Here is an 18,866-nt window from a genome sequence, read left to right as displayed (position 1 = left end):
CCATGCCGCGCTGGATCTCCGCGTTCGTCGCTGCCCTCGCCGTGCTTGCTTGCGCGACCCCCGCGCACGCGGTCGCGCCATTCCGCTACGGCCCCTACAAAATCGCCTGGGGAACCGTGAGCGCTGCGTCCTGCCTCCGGCTGAACACGGCGAGCGCTGTAGTCACCAGTCGGTGCGATGTCGACAAGAGGACGAGTTGGATCTTCACTGAGACGATCAACGGCAGGTATGTCGTCATCCAGAACACCGTCACCGAGACTTGCCTCGCGCCCGCTGTGAACGGCTCGGGTTTGGTAGACGTGGTCTGCGATCGGCGTAGCATCGCCCAGCAGTGGCAGGTGTACAGCAGGGATCACGGGGCCACGATGAGCCTGCGCAATTCCCCTGATTCGGCCAGCCCGACCTGCCTCACCTTCTATCTGGTGGACGGCCAGTCGATCCGCTCGGCCCGGGTGCAGCCGTGCAGTACGTCGGCATCGGTCAACATCGCGCAGTCCTTGACCATGATCCCCACCAAAGCCGCCAAGCCCAACCCCCTGCCGTGACCCCGCCAGCAGCGCGCTTGGGTGATCACAGTGAGAGGTCGTCGGAGTAGCTATAGCGCTGAAGCGGACGGTTGCCGAGGTGGGCTGAGGCGGAGGCGGAGGGCGCAGGTCAGCATGGGGAGGGTGAACTCGCCGTTCGCGGTGTGGGGGGTGGTGGTCAGGTAGGTGCGGATTCGGCTGAGTGCGGCTTGGCGTTCGGGTTCCGGCATGACCAGCATCCCCGCTCGGGTGCCGAGTGTGGCGACAAGGGTGTCGGCGGTTCGGAGTTGGCTGTGGGGGAACTCGGCCTGCTCTGGGGAGTCGAAGTGCGAGTGGCCAACTTCGGGTATGTGCATGGTGGCTGTCGCGGCTCGCCACGCGGTGGGGGTGTCGCGGGGGCCGATGGCTGCGGGGCCGCTGACCCGGGCCAGTCCGGCGACCCACTCGACCGTGTCGTCCACGGTGTTCCACAGACCTGCCAGGATGCCACCGGGGGCGAGGACTCTGGCGATTTCCGGGCCCGCGACGGCCATGTCGAACCAGTGCATGGCGTTTCCGGCCAGGACAGCGTCGACCGAGCCGTCCGGTAGCGGGATCGACTCGGCGCTTCCTTGCAGCGCGCGGATGTCTGGCAACTCACGGCGCAGTTCGGCCAGCATCGCCGGGTCGGGCTCGACCGCGGTGACCTCGGCGCCGATCGAGGCCAGGGTGGTGGCGAGTTTGCCGGTCCCGGCGCCGAGGTCGAGGACTCGTGGACCGGGCGCGGATTCAAGGGCCCATCGCACCGCGGCCCGCGCGTAGTCCGGGCGGTGCTCGGCGTAGGCGGATGCCGCTGAGCCGAACGACGAGGCGTGCTTGTGTTGTGCCACAAGGCGACTGTACCGAGGAACTACACCGGTGCGGCGTTGCCGAGGATCAAGGCGCGGGAATCTTCCGGGTCGGTGGTGGTGAGGCCGTGGATGGCGACCCAGGTGCCCAGGGAGTCGGGGGCGGTGCAGGCGAGGTGTGCGGCGACCGCGCGGCCGAGCGGGGTGCGGACGGCTGTGCGGAAACCCCTTTCACGCCAAGTGATCAAGGCCACCGGGGCTGCCCACAACACGATCAGCAACAGCAGCGCGCGCCAGAAGGGGCCGTCCCACACCCACGGCGGATCGGCCATGAAGATGCCGTCGATCCAGTACATGAACTGCGCCATGGACATGTAGACGACGAAGGTGTAGACGATCACGAATGCCAAGCCAGCACCGGAAACTGGCATGTAGAGGCCGTGCCTGGCTAGTGTGCGTATGCGTTTCTTGAACTCCGCAGCGCACGTCGAGGTCACCTCGTCGCGCACCGATTGCAGCCGAGCCGTCCGGCTACCGGTGAACCGCAAGACTTCCCGCTCAACGGGAGTGCAGTTCTCCGGCTCGGCAACGGGTACGAGGCAATGCGTGTCGGTGGCGGTCAGCACTTCTCGGTCGACCAGGTCCGCCACCACGGCGTCCACCGCTCGGGTCGGACCGCTGCGCAGCAGGGCGAGGTACACCAGGTCCCACTGGAACCGGTCCGCCACGCTGATGTCGCGCGCTCGCCGGTGGTCGCGCACCACCAGCCACGCGGGCACCGAGACGGCCACGACTAACAGCACGAGCCATGAACCCACCATCCGCGCTCCCCTCACGCCGCACCCGGGGAATCCTAGTGATCAGCTCGTCCGCGCGGGCCTGATCGAGGACACCGCCACCGCGGCCTCGACGAGGGCGGCCAAAGAACGGGAACGGGCGTCCTGCGGCCAGGCGATGACCAGGGTCGAGGTGTCCGCGTCCGACACGGGGACGGTGGTGAGGTCGTCGCGCAGGTGGTATCGGACGGAGGCGGGGAGCAGGGCGACCGTGCGGCCCAGGGAGATGAGCTGCAGCAGTTGCGCCGAGTCGCGGACCAGCGGGCCGCCGTTCGGTCGGGAGCCCGGCCAGTAGGGGAGTTGTTCGTCGTCGAGGTCGGACAGGGTGATGGACGCGCGGTCGGCCAAGCGGTGGGTGCGGGGGAGTACCGCGACGTCCTGTTCGGTCAGCAACTCCTCGTAGGCGAGGCCGTCCACGTCGGCGTGCGGGAGGCGCAGCAGGGCCGCGTCCGCCTCGCCCTCGCGCAGCAGCACCGCTTGCTCACCGATGCCGCCGATCAGCACCTCGACCTCGACGGCCGCCGGGTCGTTCGCGAACTGCGCGAGGATCTTCTCCAGCAGGTCGCCGTCGATGTTCGGCTTCATCGTCAGCACCAGCCCGGGGTTGCCCGCCCGCTGCGCACGCCGTCGCGCGGCGGTCAGCGCGGTCAGCGCGCGCTTTCCCTCCTGCAGCAGCACCTCACCGGCCACGGTCAAGGTCACCGAGCGGCTCGTGCGGGTGAACAAGGCGACGCCCAAGCGCCGCTCCAGCTGCTTGATGGCGCGCGACAGCGGCGGCTGGGCGATGCCCAACCGGGTCGCCGCCCGGCCGAAGTTCAGCTCCTCGGCGACCGCGACGAAGTAGCCCAGCTCCCGCGAATCCATACCCGCAGAGTATCAATACCCACCCAGCCGGTCTTGGACCGCGCGCCCACCGGTGACGACAGTGGAGACATGACCACAGCACTGGTGACCGGGGCCAACAAGGGCATCGGCCTGGAGATCGTGAAGCAGCTCGTCGACCGCGGCCTGACCGTCTACCTCGGCGCGCGCGACGTCGAGCGGGGCGAGAAGGCCGCCGCCGACACCGGCGCGCGGTTCCTCCAGCTGGACGTGACCGACCCGGCCTCGATCGAGCGGGCCGTCGCGGGCCTCGACCGGCTCGACGTCCTGATCAACAACGCGGGCATCACCGGCGGCAGGATGAACGCCCCGGGCGCGGCGGACGTCGCCGCCGTCCGGGAAGTCTTCAACACCAACGTCTTCGGCGTCATCGCGCTCACCGACGCCCTGCTCCCGCTGCTGCGCGCGTCCGAGCACGGCCGCATCGTCAACATGTCCAGCGGCGTCGGCTCACTCGCGGGCATCGCGACCAGCCAGACGCCCGATTCGCTCGCCTACGTCCCGTCCAAGACCGCGCTCAACGCCGTCACCGCCCTCTACGCCAAGGTCGAACCCGGCCTGCGCGTCAACGCGGCCTGCCCCGGCTACTGCGCCACCGACCTCAACAACCACTCCGGCCACCGCACCGCCGCTCAAGGCGCCGCCATCGCCGTGCGCCTGGCCACCCTCGACGACGACGGCCCCACCGGCGGCTTCTTCGACGACAACGGCCCCATCGCCTGGTAGCCCCTTGACCGGCCTTACGTCGTAAGTGTAGAACTTACGGCGTAAGGTCGCGCCGTCGGAGAGGGCAGGTCATGAGGGCAACCGCAGTACTGGTGGGGCTGCTGTTCCTCACCTCAACGGCCGCCTTCGCCGCGGGGAGCTCGTCGATCGACACCCCGCTCGGCGCCCTGCTGGTGGCTTACACGGGCCTGGCGGTCGCGGGCATCGGCATCGCGATGTTCCCGGTCCTCAAGCCGCACGGACACGGCCTCGCCGCGGGCTACGCGGCGTTGCGGGCGGTCGAGTGCCTCGTCCTGCTGGCGGTCGCGACCTACACCGCGACGACCGACAAGCACGTCCAAGACTACGAACTGCTCGTCTACACGCTCTCCGGCCTGGGCGGCCTGGCGCTCTCCGGTGCGCTGCTCCGCTCCGGCCTCGTCCCCCGATGGCTCGCGGTCCTGGGCGTCGTGGGCTACTCGGCGCTGTTCGCCGGTGTCGTGTGCGACGTGCTCGGCCTGTCCGAACTGGAATCCGGGATCGGGCTCGCGTTCTACGTCCCGGGCGGCCTGTTCGAACTGGCCCTGCCGATCCTCTTGCTCGTCAAGGGATTCGCGCGCGCCACCGCGCCGATGACCGCTTCCTCCCATCGGGTGACGCGGTAGCCGTCCCCCTACCGCTTCCCCGCCGCGCGGCGACTACCCGTCGACCAAGAGACGATCGGGGAACCGCAATGTCGCGTGCACGGAGGATCTTCGCTAGCGCCGTTCTAGTCGCGTCCACGGTGGTGGTGTCGACAGGTGTGCCCGCGCACGCCTCCAGCGATCCGGACGCCGTCCACGCGGCGATCTCGGCCCTCGTCGAAGACCATGCCGCCCTCGGGGTCTACGCCGACGGGGTGGCCTTCGTCGTAGTGTTGCCCGCTAGCGGACCGGGCAGCGACGCCACCACGGCCGACTTCCAGGTCCCCGGCGCGCGGATCCGCCTCACCCGCAGCGCCCTCACCCACGACCAGGTCGACGCCGCCCTCGCCGACCTACGACGCCGCGCTTGGCACGCCGAGGCGGCCGACTACTCCTACGGCCTCTACTTCGACGCCGAGACCGCCACCGTCGCCGTGGGCACGGACGCGCCACCGGAGGTGGTGGCCCCGGTGCTGCGCGCCCACCCCGGCGTGATCGCCTACCGGCAGGTCGACACCGGCCGCGACTCCAGGCAGAACGACGCACCCCCGCACTGGGGCGGCGCCGCCATCACCGACGGGGTCAACGCCTGCTCGAGCGGGTTCACCGTGCTCAACGCGGCGAACGTGCGGTTCATGGTGACCGCGGGCCACTGCTTCGCGCTCGGCAAGGCGGTCACGTCGCCGGTCAACGCCCACTCCTGGGGCACGGTGAAGTTCCGCGAGCCGCAGCCCACGTTCGACCTGGAACTGCTCGGCGGCAGCACGTACACGAACAACGTCTACAAAGGCGACACCGTGGGCACCCAGACCCGCGTCAAGGGCGCGGCCGACCCCGGCCTCAACTTCACCGGCTACTGCCGCAGCGGCATGGTCACCGGCGAGCGCTGCGGCAACAAGGTCACCAGCCTGACCGCCTCCCTGTGCGTCCCGGCGAACTCCTGCACCAACGGCCTCATCGCCTACTCCGGCGGCACCACGTCGATCAAGGGCGACTCGGGCGCCCCCTTCTACGCCTACCACCCGGACGGCACCGGCATCCTGATCCGCGGCCTGCACATCGGCCACAGCGGCACCACGATGTTCGCCCACAAGTGGAGCACCGTCGCTGGCCGCTTCGGCGCCACCATCGCGGTCAGCTGACCGGTTTCCCGGGATTGTCCGAGAGTGCGGCCAAGGCCACTCGAATGGACGAACGGCTCCCGAAGTTTGGAATCTTCACACTTTCTTGACCGCGTTTTGTGAACATCGCGATCGGACGCCGACAACGGTGATGTGCGGTGTTTGGTGAATCGTCGACAGCGGGCGAATGCCGGTTATCGCGGTTCCGCCCCGGCGTGGCCTGCCTGCCGAAGGGTATTTGTCCGCTACGGCGATGTCGAGGAGCGCGCTCGGCCGGGCGGTTCGTCGAGGTAGTAGAACCGCCGTTGGCTCAAGACCAGGGCATCGTCGGAGATGGTGAACACGTCGGCGAAGTCGAAATGCGCCGCCTCGGCGTCCCGCCCGCCCGGGGTGAGGTAGCGGCCGGTCACGACCACGCTGTCCAGCTCGGCGATGACCTTGTGCAACTCGTGCCGCCCCAACGGGTTCGCCCGCGCGGCGTGGGCCGCCTCCTCGCGCCCGCTCGCCCGCTGCGCGCCCACGCCGCGGACCTGCACGTGTTCGTCGAGCAGTGAGGCGTAGCCGTCGAACTCGCCCTCGTCGAGGTAGCAGTAGACGAGTCGGACGTGGTCGACGCCGCAGGCGGTGGTCGCGGCGCTGGCCGTTATGCCCGAAATGTCGCTCGCCATGATCCCTCCCGGGTACCGGCGGATGCTGATGGTGTTGACTGTGGCGGACCTTCGCATTCCGGCGCAATCCGCTCGCTATCACGGTGGTGTACCGCCGGTCGCGCACCGCCCCACCGAACGGGGGCACCCGCTGCGGCAGTCGGGCGTTGTGGCTGTGTTAGGTATATGCGCGGTCGATCAACACCATTTACATTTGATCGCGGGGGCGTGACCGATTGCGCCGACGTCGGCTCGGCACGCATGGGGTGGGAATGGTGGCACCGGTGACGACTGAGCGGACTGGCGCGACCTTGCGCATCCTCGGGCCCCTCGAGGTGGAGGGTTCGGCTGGCGTCGTGCGCGTCCCGCCCGGCCGCCAGCAGGTGGTGCTCGCGTTCCTGCTCATGGAGGCCAACCAGAACGTCAGCACCGACAGCCTGGTCGACGCGCTGTGGGAGGAGAACCCGCCGGACACCGCGCGGACGCAGGTGCAGATCTGCGTGTCCCGGCTGCGCCGCAACCTCGCCGACGGTGGCGTGGACGTCACCATCGAGACCCGCCAACCCGGCTACCTGTTGCGCGTGGACCCCGCGCGGATCGACGCCAACGCGTTCACCGCCATGATCGTGCAGGCGCGCGCGCTCCGCGGGGAGGGGCGTCCGGCGGAGGCGGCGGCGACACTGCGCGCGGCCGCCGCCCTCTGGCGCGGGCCCTGCCTGAGCGGCATGTCCAGCCCGACGCTGCGGACCAGGGCGCTGCGCCTGGAGGAGGACCGGCTCACCACCACCGAGGACTACCTGGAGCTCGAACTCGGGTTGGGCAGGCACCACCAGCTGGTCGGCGAGATGAGCAGGCTGGTGCGCGAGCAGCCGCTGCGCGAGCGGCCACGGGCGCTGCTGATGGTCGCCCTCTACCGCTGCGGCAGGCAGGCCGAGGCGCTCGAGGTCTACCGCGCTGGCCGCGAGCTGCTGATCGACGAACTCGGCCTGGAGCCCGGCCCCGACCTGCGCGGGCTGGAGGCCGCGATCCTCACCGGCGCCGCCGAGGTGCGCTACCGACCGTCATCGGAGCCCGAGCCGCGCGCCGCGGCGGAGCCCGACCCGCGGCCCGTCGCCCCCCGGCCCCAGGTGCCCAGGCAACTGCCCGCCGCGACCGCGGACTTCGTCGGCCACGACGAGCTGATCGCGATGGCGACCCGCACGCTGACCGGCGGCGCCGACGGCGCTGACGGCGCGGCGCTGGGGGTCGTGGTGATCGTCGGGCGGCCCGGCGTCGGCAAGAGCACCGTCGCCGCGCACCTGGGCCACCGGGTGGCCGAGGAGCACTTCCCGGACGGCCAGCTCTACTGCGACCTGCGCGGCACCCGGGCCGAGCCCAGCGCGGCGGCTGAGGTGATCGGCCGGTTCCTGGTCGCGCTGGGCATCCCCGGCCCGATGCTGCCCGACGACCTCGCTGGCCGGGTCGACATGTACCGCACCCTGCTCGCCGACCGGCGGGTGCTGGTGGTGCTCGACGACGCGGTCACCGAACAGCAGGTGTTGCCGCTGCTGCCGGGCAACCCGCGGTGCGCGGTGCTGGTCACCAGCCGCTCGCGGCTCACCGGGGTACCCGGGGCGCGCCGGGTGGAGCTCGACGTGCTGCGCCCGCGCGAGTCGCTCGAGCTGATCGGCCGGGTCATCGGGCACGACCGCATCGACCGCGAGCGGGCCGCCGCCTCGGCGCTGGTCGGCACCGTCGGCGGGCTGCCGCTGGCCCTGCGGATCATCGCGGCCCGGCTCGCCGCCCGTCCACATTGGACCATCGCGTCGATGGTGCAGCGGTTGGCCAGCGAGCGGCACCGGCTCGACGAGCTCGCGCACGGCGAGATGACCATCCGGGCGAGCCTCTCGCTGACCCACGACGGGCTCGACCAGCGCTCGCGCAGGCTCTTCGGGCTGCTGAGCCTCGCCGAGGGGCCGTCGTTGTCCGGCTGGGTGGCCGGGGCCGTGCTCGACGACGACCGGCGCTTCCCGTCCGACCTGCTCGAACCCCTGGTGGACGTGCAGATGCTCGACGTCGCGGGGGTGGGGCCGACCGGCGACTTCGCCTACCGCTACCAGGACATGGTGCGGTTGTTCGCGCGCGAGAAGCTCGCCGAGGCCGACGCGGCGGACAACGCCGCCGCGCTGCGCCGGGTGCTCGGCGGCTGGCTGGCCCTCGCCGAGGACGCGCACCGGCGGGTCTACGGCGGCGACTACACGCTGGTGCACGGGCGCGCCCCCCGCTGGCGGCCGCACGCCGAGCACGTCGAGCAGTTGCTCGCCAACCCCCTGGACTGGATGGCCGCCGAGCAGGAGAACCTGTGCGCCGCGGTGGAGCAGAGCGCCGCGGCCGGGCTCGACGAACTGGCGTGGGACCTCGCCGTCACGGTGGCGACCCTGTTCGAGTCGCGCGGGCTGCTCGATGACTGGGAGCGCACGCACACCGCCGCGCTCGCGGTGACCCGCTCCTCGGGCAACACCCTGGGGACGGCGATGCTGCTGGGATCCCTCGGCACGCTGCACCTGTCGACCGGGCACGCGACCCGCTCGCACGAGTCCCTCACCGAGGCACTCGGGCTGCTGGTGGAGCTCGACGAACCGACCGGGCTCGGCCTGTGCCGCCGGGACTTGGCGCTGCTGGCCAGGCGCACCGGCGACGACGACCTGGCCCTGGAGCTGTACGGGCGCGCGCTCACCGACTTCGACCGGGCGGGCGACGTGGTCGGCCGGGCCACCGTGCTGACCCAGCGGGCGCACGTGCTGGCCACGCGGGGGCGGATCGAGGCGGCGCGCGCCGAGCTCACCGAGGCGCTCGGGATCTACCGGGAGGTCCGCTACGTGGGCGGCATCGCGCACGCCATGCGCCGGGTGGGCCAGGTGCAATCGCGCTCCGGCGAGCACGACGCCGCGGTGCGCACGCTCACCGAGGTGCTGGCCATGGTGCGCGCGAGCCGTGATGTGATCGGGGAGGGGCACCTGCTGCACAACCTCGGTGAGGTCAGCGCCGCCGCGGGCAGGCTGGCGGCCGCGCGGGGCTACTTCGAGCAGGCGCTCGCGGTGCGCGAGACGATCATGGACCACCGGGGGATGGCCGTGGTGCGGGCCGATCTCGCCGCGGTGCTGGCCGGGCTGGGGGAGCCGGGTCGGGCTGGGCAGGAGGTGCTGGGTCGGGTGGTGACCGGGTTCGCCGACGGCGATCCGATCCGCGGCGAGCACGCTGCGGCGGCACCCGCGTTCGAGCCCGGTCGATGACCGCCTGGTTCAGTCCCACGGGTCGCTGGTGAGACCCAGGTTCGACACCGGGTGCTGCTGCGCCTGGGCCGCGGCGGGGGCGTCGAGCCCAGCCGACTGCTGTGCTGCCGACTGCTGGTCTGCCGACTGCTGCGCGGCGCCGACCGCGATGGCGAGCGCGGCGAAAGCGAGGGCGGCGGCGGTGGCGATCCGGGTGCTCAGCGTGCGGGCCATGGCGGTTCCTCCGGTATCTCGGTGATTCTCCGGGGCGCTTCCCGGTGACAAGAAGAACGCTATGGGCGCCCTGAATCCCGGGGCTATCTCGCGCTTATCGCCACCGTGATAGCGGCTCTGACCTGCGGAAACGTTGCCGATCTCGGAATAGTGCGGTGCCGCGCATGTCCAAATTAACCCGGGGATGCCGCCGTGATAGCGGAATGCCCCGAGATGGGTCTCAACGTCGAGCTGAATCGACGTTCACCGGTTGGACCGCTGCCACTGGAGGGACTTGGGCATGACCGACCACACCCCATCGACCGGGTTGAGGTTCCGCATCCTGGGGGACCTGCGGGTCGAGGGCGTCGACGGGCCGCTGTCGCTGACCTCGCACCGGCAGCGCGCCACCCTGGTGATGTTGCTGCTCGCGGCCAACCGCGAGGTGGCGGTCGACCGGCTGGCCCAGGCCATCTGGGACGAGTCGCCCCCGCTGACCGCGCGCGACCAGATCCAGATCTGCGTGTCGATGCTGCGCAAGAGGTTCGCCCAGTCCGGGGTGGCCGCCTCGATCGTGACCGGCACGGTCGGCTACTCGATCCGGGTCGACCCCGACGCGCTGGACGCGCTCGTCTTCGAGCGGTTGACCACCTGCGCCCGGCGCGCGCTGGAACAGGGACAGCGGGCGCGGGCGGAGCGCGACTTCCACGCCGCGGTCGGGTTGTGGCCCGCGGGCGGGAACTTCCCGACAGGCAGCCAGGTGCTCGACTCCATCGCCGCGGCCATGACCGAGAAGCGGTTGACCGCGACCGAGGAGTGGGCCGCGGTCCGGCTCGGGGGCGGTGAGCCGGACGGGGTGGTGCCGATCCTGGTGGACCTCGTCGCGCAACACCCGCTGCGGGAACGCCTGTGCGGCTTGCTGATGCGGGCGCTGCACCGCAGCGGTCGCCGGGCGGAGGCGCTCGAGGTCTACCGGACCTGCCGCGCGGTGCTCGTCGACGAGTTGGGCATCGAGCCGGGCGAGGAGTTGCGGCGGGTGCAGCAGCAGATCATCGCCGACACCCCGACCACGTCCACGCCGCCGCGGGTTCCCGTGCCACGCCACGACGCGGCGGGCGTGGGGGAGTTGTCGATCGCGTTGTCGGCGGAGGACAAGGTGCTGCTGGTGTTGCGGCTCTTGTCGGGCGATCTCACCGTCGACGAGGCGGCGGGCACCTATCGACAACCCGAGGGCGCCATCGAGTTGTGGCAGCGCCAGTTCCTCGACGGCGGCCGGGTCGGCCTCACCGAGCAGGCAGAGCCAGGCGGCCCACAACGAGAACGATCCCAACGCGAACGCTCACAGCGGGAACGCGATCTGTCCGACCGGGTGGCCGACCTGACCAGCGCCCTCGGCGAGGCCCACGTCGAGCTGCGCAGCTGGAAGCGCAAGGCGCTCGCCGGGGATCAACACCTGAGGTTGGCGACGTGAGCGCGCACCAGCCCAGCGACCAGGGGTTTCAGCGACAAGAGGCTCCAGTGACCACAAGCCCGGATGTGCCCGAGTCTGCGAAGGACGTCACCAGCATGCGAAGCCCAGACCCACTCACCGCGACGGACCCGGCCCTGCTCGACGTGGCGCTGCGGCGCACGGTGGCCGACCTGGTCGAGGACCAACAAGCACGGACACCGGACGCGATCGCTGTGGTGTCTGAGGACGGCACGCTGACCTACGCCGAACTGGGGGCGCGGGTGCGGGCGCTCGCCGCGCACCTGCGCGGCCTCGGTGTCGGGCCGGAGACCGTGGTCGGCGTGTGCGCGGTGCGCGGCGCGGCGATGGTCGTCGGCGTGCTGGCGGTGCTGCGCGCGGGCGGCGCGTACCTTCCGCTGGACCCCGAGTACCCGACCGACCGGTTGTCCTACATGCTCACCGACGCCCAGGTTGACATCGTGCTGGCGCACGAGCCGACCGCGGCTGAGGTCGCCGAGCTCGGCTGCCGCACCACCGTCGACATCGACGCCGAGTTCTCCGCGCGCTCCGCACCCCTTCCCGGGGCGGAGCCGGGCAACCTCGCCTACCTCATCTACACCTCGGGCTCGACCGGGCGGCCGAAGGGAGCCGCGCTGGCCCACGCGGGCGTGGTCAACCGGCTGCTGTGGATGCAGCGGACTTACCCGATCGGGCAGGCGGACGCGGTGCTGCAGAAGACCCCGTTCAGCTTCGACGTGTCGGTCTGGGAGCTGTTCTGGCCGCTGATCACCGGCGCCCGGCTCGTGTTGGCGCGCCCTGGTGGGCACCGCGACCCGGCCCACCTCGCCGCCCTGATCCGCGAACACAGGATCACCATCGTGCACTTCGTGCCCTCGATGCTGGCGCAGTTCCTGCGGGAGCCCACCATCGGCGAGATCACCACCCTGCGCCACGTCGTGTGCAGCGGTGAGGCGCTGCCCCCGGACGTCGCCCGGCGAGCCGTGGAACTGCTGCCCGGCACGGTGGAGAACCTGTACGGCCCGACCGAGGCGTCGGTCGACGTGTCCTACCACCGGTGCGACCCGGCGACCGACACCACAACCGTTCCCATCGGGTTGCCCGTCGCCAACACCGCGCTGCACGTGCTCACCGACGAGCTGCGGCCTGCGCCGGACGGCGTGCCGGGGGAGCTCTACCTCGGCGGGATCCAGCTGGCCCGGGGCTACCACCGGCGGCCAGGCCTGACCGCGTCGAGGTTCGTCCCCGACCCGTTCGGCTCGGGTGGGCGGCTGTACCGGACCGGCGACATCGCCGTGCGGCGCCCGGACGGCGAGGTCGAGTACCTCGGCCGCACCGACCACCAGGTGAAGATCAACGGCTTCCGCGTCGAGCTCGACGAGATCGCGGTCGCGCTGCGCACCCACCCGGCCGTGCACGACGCTGTCGTCATCGCTCACACCGGTGCTGCGGGCAACCAGCGGCTCGTCGGCTACCTCGTCATCGAGCGGGGGCGGCGGTGCCCGTCCCCGGCCGGGGTGCGCGAGTTCCTCGGCAGGACACTGCCCGCGCACATGATCCCGCCGCTGTACCAGGAGATCGATGAGATCCCGTTGAGCCCCAACGGGAAGATCGACCGCAAGCTGCTCCCCGAGCCCGAGGCGCGCCAAGTGGATCCGGACATCGCCGGGAGCACCGCGGCCGAGCAGGCCCTGCTGGAGGTCTGGCGGGGTGTGCTCGGCGGGGTGGGCCCCGACGACGACTTCCTCGACCTCGGCGGTGACTCGATCGTCGCGTTGACCCTGGTCACCCGGGCGCGGGCGGCGGGTCTGCTGATCAGCGCCGAGCACATCCTGCGGCACCGCACGATCCGCGCGATCGCCGAGCTCGCCGACGTGGTGCCCGCTGCGGGGGAGGCCGCAGCGCGGCCGGTCGCCGAGCCGGGTCGCGACGCGGCCGAGCTCGCCGCCATCGCCGCGCTCGACGACGTCGCCGAGGTCTACCCCCTCACCCCGTTGCAGGCGGGAATGCTGTTCCACAGCGAGTACCAGGACGGCGCCACCGACTACTTCGAGCAGTCGGTGATGCGGGTGAGCGGCCCGTTCGACCCCGACCTGTTCGCCCAGGCGTGGCGGGACGTGGCGAGCAGGCACCCGGCGTTGCGCTCGCGGGTCGCCTGGGCGGGCTTGAGCAGGCCGGTCCAGGTCGTCGAGCGCACCGTGCGCACGCCGATCACGGTCGTCGACCCCGACGAGCACGACCCCGACGAGCACGACCTCGACCGGGTCGCCGCGCGCGACCGCGCGCTGGGCTTCGACCCGGCCGCCGCCCCGCCGCTGCGGCTGAGCCTGGTCCGGTTGGCCGACCTGACGTGGGCGGTCGTGCTCAGCCACCACCACCTGCTGCTCGACGGGTGGAGCATGTCGATGGTCATCCGGGAACTGGTGCGGGCCTACCGCGCGCGCCTGGTCGGCGAGCCCGTCGACACCTCGGCGGGGCCGCCCTTCCGCCGGTACGTGGACTGGCTCGACCAGCAGGACACCGAGCGGGCGGCGGCGTTCTGGCGCGACCGGTTGAGCGGCTGGACCGGCCGGACGCCGTTGCCGCACGCCAGGGACCAGCACGGTCAGGAACAGCACAGCCAGGAACAGCGCGCCCAACAACAGCGCACCCAGCAACAACACGCCCAGGAACGGGAGGCGGCCGCGGACCGGATCGGCGAGCTCGCGGTGACCTTCTCCGGCCCGAGGGCGGTGGCGCTGCGCGAGCGCGCCCGCGCTGAGGGTCTCACGCTCAACTCGATCGTGCGCGGGCTGTGGGGTCTGCTGCTCGCCCGCTACGGCGATCGCGACGACGTCGTGTTCGGCTCGACGTACTCCGGGCGGCCCCCCGAGCTGCCCGAGGTCGACACCACCATCGGACTGTTCATCAACACCCTGCCGGTCCGGCTGCGGGTCCGCGGCGGTGCCGCGCTCGGCGAGTGGCTGCGCGAGGTCCAGTGGGACCTGCTGGAGCTGCAGGAGCACCAGCACTGCTCGCTGCCCGACATCCGCGCCTGGAGCGGCGCGCCCGCAGGCCAGGCGCTGTTCGACACCATCGTGGTCGGGCAGAACCAGCCCGCCGCCGAGGCCCACGACCCCGACACCGGCCTGCGGATCAGCTCGCACGACGCCGTCATCGACGCGGGCTACCCGCTGGTGCTGCGCGTCGTGGAGCACGGCGCGGACGTCGAACTGGTGCTGCGCTACCAGCACGCCCGGTTCGACGAGGCCGCGGTGCGCCGCGTCGGCGGACACCTCGACGCCGTGCTCACCGCGTTCGTCACCGACCCGGCCCAGCTCGTCGACGACGTCGACCTGGTCACCGCGCGGGAGTTCGGCTCCTGGCCGGTGTTCGGCGCCGAGGTGCCTGAACCGGTGGCGGGGGCGACGGTCCACGGGCTCATCGAGGCGACCGCCCGCAGAGTGCCCGACGCCGTCGCGGTGCGCGGCGGCGACCAGGAGCTCACCTTCGCCGAACTCAACACCAGGGCGAACCGGTTGGCCAACCACCTGCGCGAGCGCGGCGTCGGCGCCGAGACCCTGGTCGGCGTCTGCGCGCACCGCACACCCGAGCTGCTCGTCTCGCTGCTGGGGGTGCTCAAAGCGGGCGGCGCGTACCTGCCGCTGGCCCCGGACAACCCGGCCGAGCGGCTCGGCGCGATCATCGCCGACGCCGGGCTCGGGTACGTCGTGGTCGACGACGACCTGCGCGAGCTCGTCGCGGGCGCCGCCGACGCGGACCTGATCGCGCCGGGCAGCGGGACCGACGGCAGCGACCCGACCCCACTGTCCACACCGGACAACATCGCCTACGTGATCTACACCTCCGGCTCCTCCGGCACCCCCAAGGGCGTCGCGGTCGCGCACCGCGGTGTGGTCAACCACCTCCGGTGGTGCCTCGCGCAACTGCCCGAGGGCGCGGTCGGCGGCGCGCCCGTGCTGTCCTCCTTCGGTTTCGACCTGATCGTCCCCTCGCTCTACGCGCCGCTGGTCGCCGGGCAGCCCGTCCGGCTGCTACCCGACGGACTGGACGCCGGTGAGCTCGCCGACCGGGTCGCCGACGGCGCGCCCTACAGCTTCATCAAGCTCACGCCGGGACTGCTGGAGTTGCTCGCCGAGAACCTCACCCCCGAGCGCGCCGCCGGGCTGGCCCGGGTGCTGCTGGTCGGTGGCGAGGCGTTCCCCGAGCAGGTGCGGGCCAGGTGGCGGCGGCTGGCGCCGGACACGGTGATCATCAACCACTACGGCCCCACCGAGGTCTCGGTCGGCTGCTCGTCCTGGCGCACCGGCGCCGAGCCGGGGGGCGGCACGCTCGTGCCGATCGGCCGCCCGCACCAGAACCAGAGCACGTACCTGCTCGACGACCGGCTCCGCCGGGTGCCGGTCGGGGTGCCGGGGGAGATCTGCGTCGGCGGTGTCGGCAACGCGCGCGGCTACCTCAACCGGCCGGGCCTGACCGCCGAGCGGTTCGTGCCCGACCCGTTCTCGACGGTCCCCGGCGCCCGGATGTACCTGACCGGCGATCGGGCGGTCCGCCTGCCCGGCGGTGAGCTGTACTTCCTCGGCAGGCGCGACGGCCAGGTGAAGATCAGGGGCTACCGGGTGGAGCTCGGCGAGATCGAGCGGGCCCTGTCCGGGCACCCGGACCTGCGGCGCGCGGTGGTCGCGGCGCCGACCGACGACAGCGGCAGGCAGCGCCTGGTCGCCTACGTCGTGCCCGCCGAGCGCGGTGCCGTGCCGACCGCGGCGCTGCTGCGGTCCTGGCTCGGCGACCGGCTGCCGCCCTACCTGGTGCCCGCGACCTACCTGGTGCTCGACGAGATCCCGTTGACCGCCAACGGGAAGGTCGACCGGGCCGCGTTGGCCGGGTCCGGGGCGGTCGAGCCCGCGGTGGAGCGGGAGTACGTCGCGCCGCGCGGGGACACCGAGCGCGCGATCGCCGAGTCCTGGGCGCGCGTGCTGCGCGTCGAGCGGGTCGGCGCGCACGACAACTTCTTCGAACTCGGCGGCGACTCCATCATGACGCTGCAGATCGTCGCGGGCGCCAGGCGGGCCGGGCTGCGGATCACCCCGAAGCTGATCTTCCAGTACCCGACGATCGCGCGGCTGGCCCCGCACGCGGTGCCGATCACCGCGCAGGCGCCGCCCCGGCCGGTGGCCGCGACCGACGAGTGGTTCCCGCTCGCGCCGATCCAGCGGGTGTTCGCCGAGCGCGACCTGCCCGACCACAACCACTACAACCAGTCGGTCGTGCTCTCGCTCGAGGCCGCCGACCCGGTGCGGCTGGCGGCGGCCCTGCGGACCGTGGTGGCGCACTGCCCCGCGCTGCGGACCCGGTTCGACCTCGGCGGCAGGCGACAGCGGGTCGTGGCGGCCGAGGACGCGGACCTGCTCTGGTACCGCGACCTCGCCGACTCGCGCGGTGCGGCGCTCACCGAGGCCGTCGCGGCGGTCGCGGACTCCGTCCAGTCCTCATTGGACATCGTGGTCGGGCCGGTGGTGCGGGCCGGGTTGGTGCGCACCGGCGACGGGCCGGACCGGGTGCTCCTCGCGGTGCACCACCTCGTCGTGGACACCCTGTCCTGGCGCTCGCTGGTCGAAGACCTCGCCGCGGCCTACGAAGGAAGGCCGCTGACACCGACGACGTCGTCCTACCGGGACTGGGTCGCCTCGCTCGGCGCCGCGGCGGTGGACGGGGCCGCCCAGCCCGGCGCGCCGATGGCCCTGCCGGTAGACCACGACCACGGACCCGACACCGTCGCCACGGCCGCCACCGTGCGCGCGCAGCTGTCCGAACAGGACACACTGCGGCTGCTGCGGGACGCGCCGATGGCGCACCGGGTCCAGGTCGAGGACATCGTGCTCACGGCAGCGGCGAGGACCCTCGTCGAGTGGACCGGTGGCGCGGTCACCGTGGACGTCGAACGGCACGGCCGCGACAGCGCCCCGGACGAGCTGGACATCTCCCGCACCGTCGGGTGGTTCACCCAGGTCTTCCCGGTGCGCGTCGAGCGGCCGGACCTGCACCTGGTCAAGGACCAGTTGCGCGCGCTGCCCGCGGTCGGCAACACCGGCCCGGTCGCACCGGTGGTCGTCAACTACCACGGGCGGGTGGACCGGTCGGTGCCCGACGTCGGCCCGTTCGCGGTGTCCACGGTCCCCCTCGGCGCGGAGAAGGGCTCGGCTTACCCGCGGCCCCGGCCCATCGAGGTTGAAGCGGCGGTGCGCGACGGCGTGCTGCACGTCGAGTGGACCTACCCGACCACGCGGCTGCGCCAGGACACCGTCGAGCACCTCGCCGAGGCGTTCCTCACGCACTTGCGGGAGTTGACCGCCTACTGCGTCGAGCACCCCGGCGGGTATACCCCGTCGGACTTCCCCCTGGTCGGCCTCACCCAGGCGGAGGTCGACCGGATCGCCGCGGGCGGCGCGGACATCGAGGACATCCACCCCCTCACCGCCATCCAGCAGGGGATGCTGTTCCACAGCCTGCTCGACCCGGACGACGACATGTACCTCGGCAGGCGGACCTACCGCCTGGACGGCCGGATCGATGTCGCCGCGTTCACCGAGGCGTGGCGGGAGGTCGGCAGGCGCCACCCGATCCTGCGCGGCACGGTCGTGTGGGACGGGGTCGACCAGCCGGTGCAGGTGGTGCGGGCCCAGGACGACCTGCGCGTGGTGGACCAGGTGCGCCCCGGCGGGTTCGACCTCACCGCCGCACCGCCGATCGAGGTCGCCCTGCTCCCCGAGGGCGATGGCCTGCGGGTCGTGCTGAGCTACCACCACATCATCATCGACGGGTGGAGCGTGTCCACCGTCGTCACCGAGGTGGTGGAGATCTACCACGCGCTGCTCGCCGGGAGCACCGACCGGCCCGACCCCGCACCCTCGTTCCGGCAGTACGTGGCGTGGCTCGCCGCGGCCGACCAGCAGCGGGAACGGGCGTACTGGAGCGCGAACCTGGGCGACCTCGCGCACACGACGCCGCTGCCGATCAAGCCGCCGCAGGTCCCGGGCACCAGTTCCGCGACCGTCGACGTGGACCTGTCACCGTCGCTGCACGACGCGGTGCGCGGGTTCCTCGCCGACGCGGGCCTCACCCTCGCCACGGCGGCGCAGGGCGCGTGGGCGACGGTGCTCGCCGACCGGGCCGGCAGCGACGACGTGGTGTTCGGCGCCACGGTCGCGATCCGGCCGGGCGAGCTGCCCGACGTCGGCCGGATGGTCGGCCCGTTGATCAACACGCTGCCGGTGCGGGTGCGGGTGGAACCGACCGCGGACCCCCGCGACTGGCTGTCGGACCTGCAGGGCCACCACGCCGAGGTGCGCGAGCACGCCGCCAGCGCGCTGACCGACATCCACCGGCTGACCTCGCTGCCCGCCGGTGAGAGCCTGTTCGACACCATCCTCGTGGTGGAGAACTTCCCCCGCCCGGTCATCGCGGGCGCGGAGGCGTCGCTCACCGCCGTCCTCGAGTTCGAGCGCACGGGCTACCCGGTGGTGATCGGGGTGATCGACGCCGACCCGATCCGCGTGCAGGTGCTCTACGAGCAGGCCGACTGCGATCCGGAGTTCGCCCGCGACCTCGCCGAGGACCTGGTGCGCGCGTTCGCCCGGTTGTGCCGACCGGCCTGACCACCAACGGCGGCGCCGCCCGGCCGGGAGTCCCGGCCGGGCGGCGCCACC

The 18,866-nt window shown here is 72.1% G+C and carries 12 protein-coding genes; 7 read left to right on the top strand and 5 right to left on the bottom strand.

Annotation, left to right across the window (positions count from 1 at the left end; all coding sequences use genetic code 11):
* The first annotated feature begins 2 nt into the window (after positions 1–2).
* Positions 3–545: an RICIN domain-containing protein gene (locus LV75_RS18190; protein ID WP_253888118.1), complete on the top strand. Its 543-nt coding sequence runs from the start codon at positions 3–5 to the stop codon at positions 543–545.
* Between the two features lie 50 nt (positions 546–595).
* On the opposite strand, the gene LV75_RS18185 is transcribed toward LV75_RS18190, so the two are convergent.
* The 3 genes from LV75_RS18185 to LV75_RS18175 are packed head-to-tail and all read right to left on the bottom strand — an operon-like array spanning position 596 to position 3,051.
* Entirely contained in the window at positions 596–1,393 is a 798-nt protein-coding gene (locus tag LV75_RS18185) for a class I SAM-dependent methyltransferase (protein ID WP_253888117.1), read from the bottom strand.
* Between the two features lie 20 nt (positions 1,394–1,413).
* Positions 1,414–2,172, bottom strand: coding sequence for a TIGR04222 domain-containing membrane protein (locus LV75_RS18180; RefSeq protein ID WP_253888116.1), 759 nt, complete (start codon positions 2,170–2,172; stop codon positions 1,414–1,416).
* 39 nt (positions 2,173–2,211) lie between these two features.
* Positions 2,212–3,051: a LysR family transcriptional regulator gene (locus LV75_RS18175; protein WP_253888115.1), complete on the bottom strand. Its 840-nt coding sequence runs from the start codon at positions 3,049–3,051 to the stop codon at positions 2,212–2,214.
* Between the two features lie 69 nt (positions 3,052–3,120).
* Here LV75_RS18175 and LV75_RS18170 point away from each other — a divergent pair, with 69 nt between their 5' ends.
* From LV75_RS18170 to LV75_RS18160, 3 genes are all read left to right on the top strand, one after another.
* Positions 3,121–3,795, top strand: coding sequence for an SDR family oxidoreductase (locus tag LV75_RS18170; protein ID WP_253888114.1), 675 nt, complete (start codon positions 3,121–3,123; stop codon positions 3,793–3,795).
* A 71-nt stretch (positions 3,796–3,866) separates the two neighbouring features.
* Positions 3,867–4,439, top strand: a complete 573-nt coding sequence (locus LV75_RS18165; RefSeq protein WP_253888113.1) for a DUF4386 domain-containing protein — start codon at positions 3,867–3,869, stop codon at positions 4,437–4,439.
* Positions 4,440–4,507: 68 nt separating this feature from the next.
* On the top strand, positions 4,508–5,599 hold the full coding sequence (locus LV75_RS18160) for a chymotrypsin family serine protease (RefSeq protein ID WP_253888112.1): 1,092 nt from the start codon (positions 4,508–4,510) through the stop codon (positions 5,597–5,599).
* A gap of 224 nt (positions 5,600–5,823) precedes the next feature.
* On the opposite strand, the gene LV75_RS18155 is transcribed toward LV75_RS18160, so the two are convergent.
* Entirely contained in the window at positions 5,824–6,246 is a 423-nt protein-coding gene (locus tag LV75_RS18155; RefSeq protein WP_253888111.1) for a nuclear transport factor 2 family protein, read from the bottom strand.
* A gap of 263 nt (positions 6,247–6,509) precedes the next feature.
* On the opposite strand from LV75_RS18155, the gene LV75_RS18150 reads away from it, so the two are divergent.
* Positions 6,510–9,497, top strand: a complete 2,988-nt coding sequence (locus LV75_RS18150; RefSeq protein ID WP_253888110.1) for an AfsR/SARP family transcriptional regulator — start codon at positions 6,510–6,512, stop codon at positions 9,495–9,497.
* Between the two features lie 9 nt (positions 9,498–9,506).
* Here LV75_RS18150 and LV75_RS18145 read toward each other — a convergent pair whose 3' ends face one another.
* Positions 9,507–9,710: a hypothetical protein gene (locus LV75_RS18145; protein WP_253888109.1), complete on the bottom strand. Its 204-nt coding sequence runs from the start codon at positions 9,708–9,710 to the stop codon at positions 9,507–9,509.
* A gap of 280 nt (positions 9,711–9,990) precedes the next feature.
* Here LV75_RS18145 and LV75_RS18140 point away from each other — a divergent pair, with 280 nt between their 5' ends.
* Together LV75_RS18140 and LV75_RS18135 are read left to right on the top strand one after the other, a co-directional pair.
* Positions 9,991–11,160: an AfsR/SARP family transcriptional regulator gene (locus tag LV75_RS18140; RefSeq protein ID WP_253888108.1), complete on the top strand. Its 1,170-nt coding sequence runs from the start codon at positions 9,991–9,993 to the stop codon at positions 11,158–11,160.
* 95 nt (positions 11,161–11,255) lie between these two features.
* Positions 11,256–18,815 carry a non-ribosomal peptide synthetase gene (locus tag LV75_RS18135; protein ID WP_253888107.1) on the top strand — a complete coding sequence of 2,520 codons (7,560 nt, stop codon included), beginning with the start codon at positions 11,256–11,258 and terminating at the stop codon, positions 18,813–18,815.
* The last annotated feature ends 51 nt before the right edge of the window (positions 18,816–18,866 follow it).

It is taken from the genome of Actinokineospora diospyrosa, from assembly GCF_024171925.1.
Classification (GTDB): Bacteria; Actinomycetota; Actinomycetes; order Mycobacteriales; family Pseudonocardiaceae; genus Actinokineospora; species Actinokineospora diospyrosa.
This window is presented reverse-complemented; position numbering and strand designations above follow the sequence as displayed.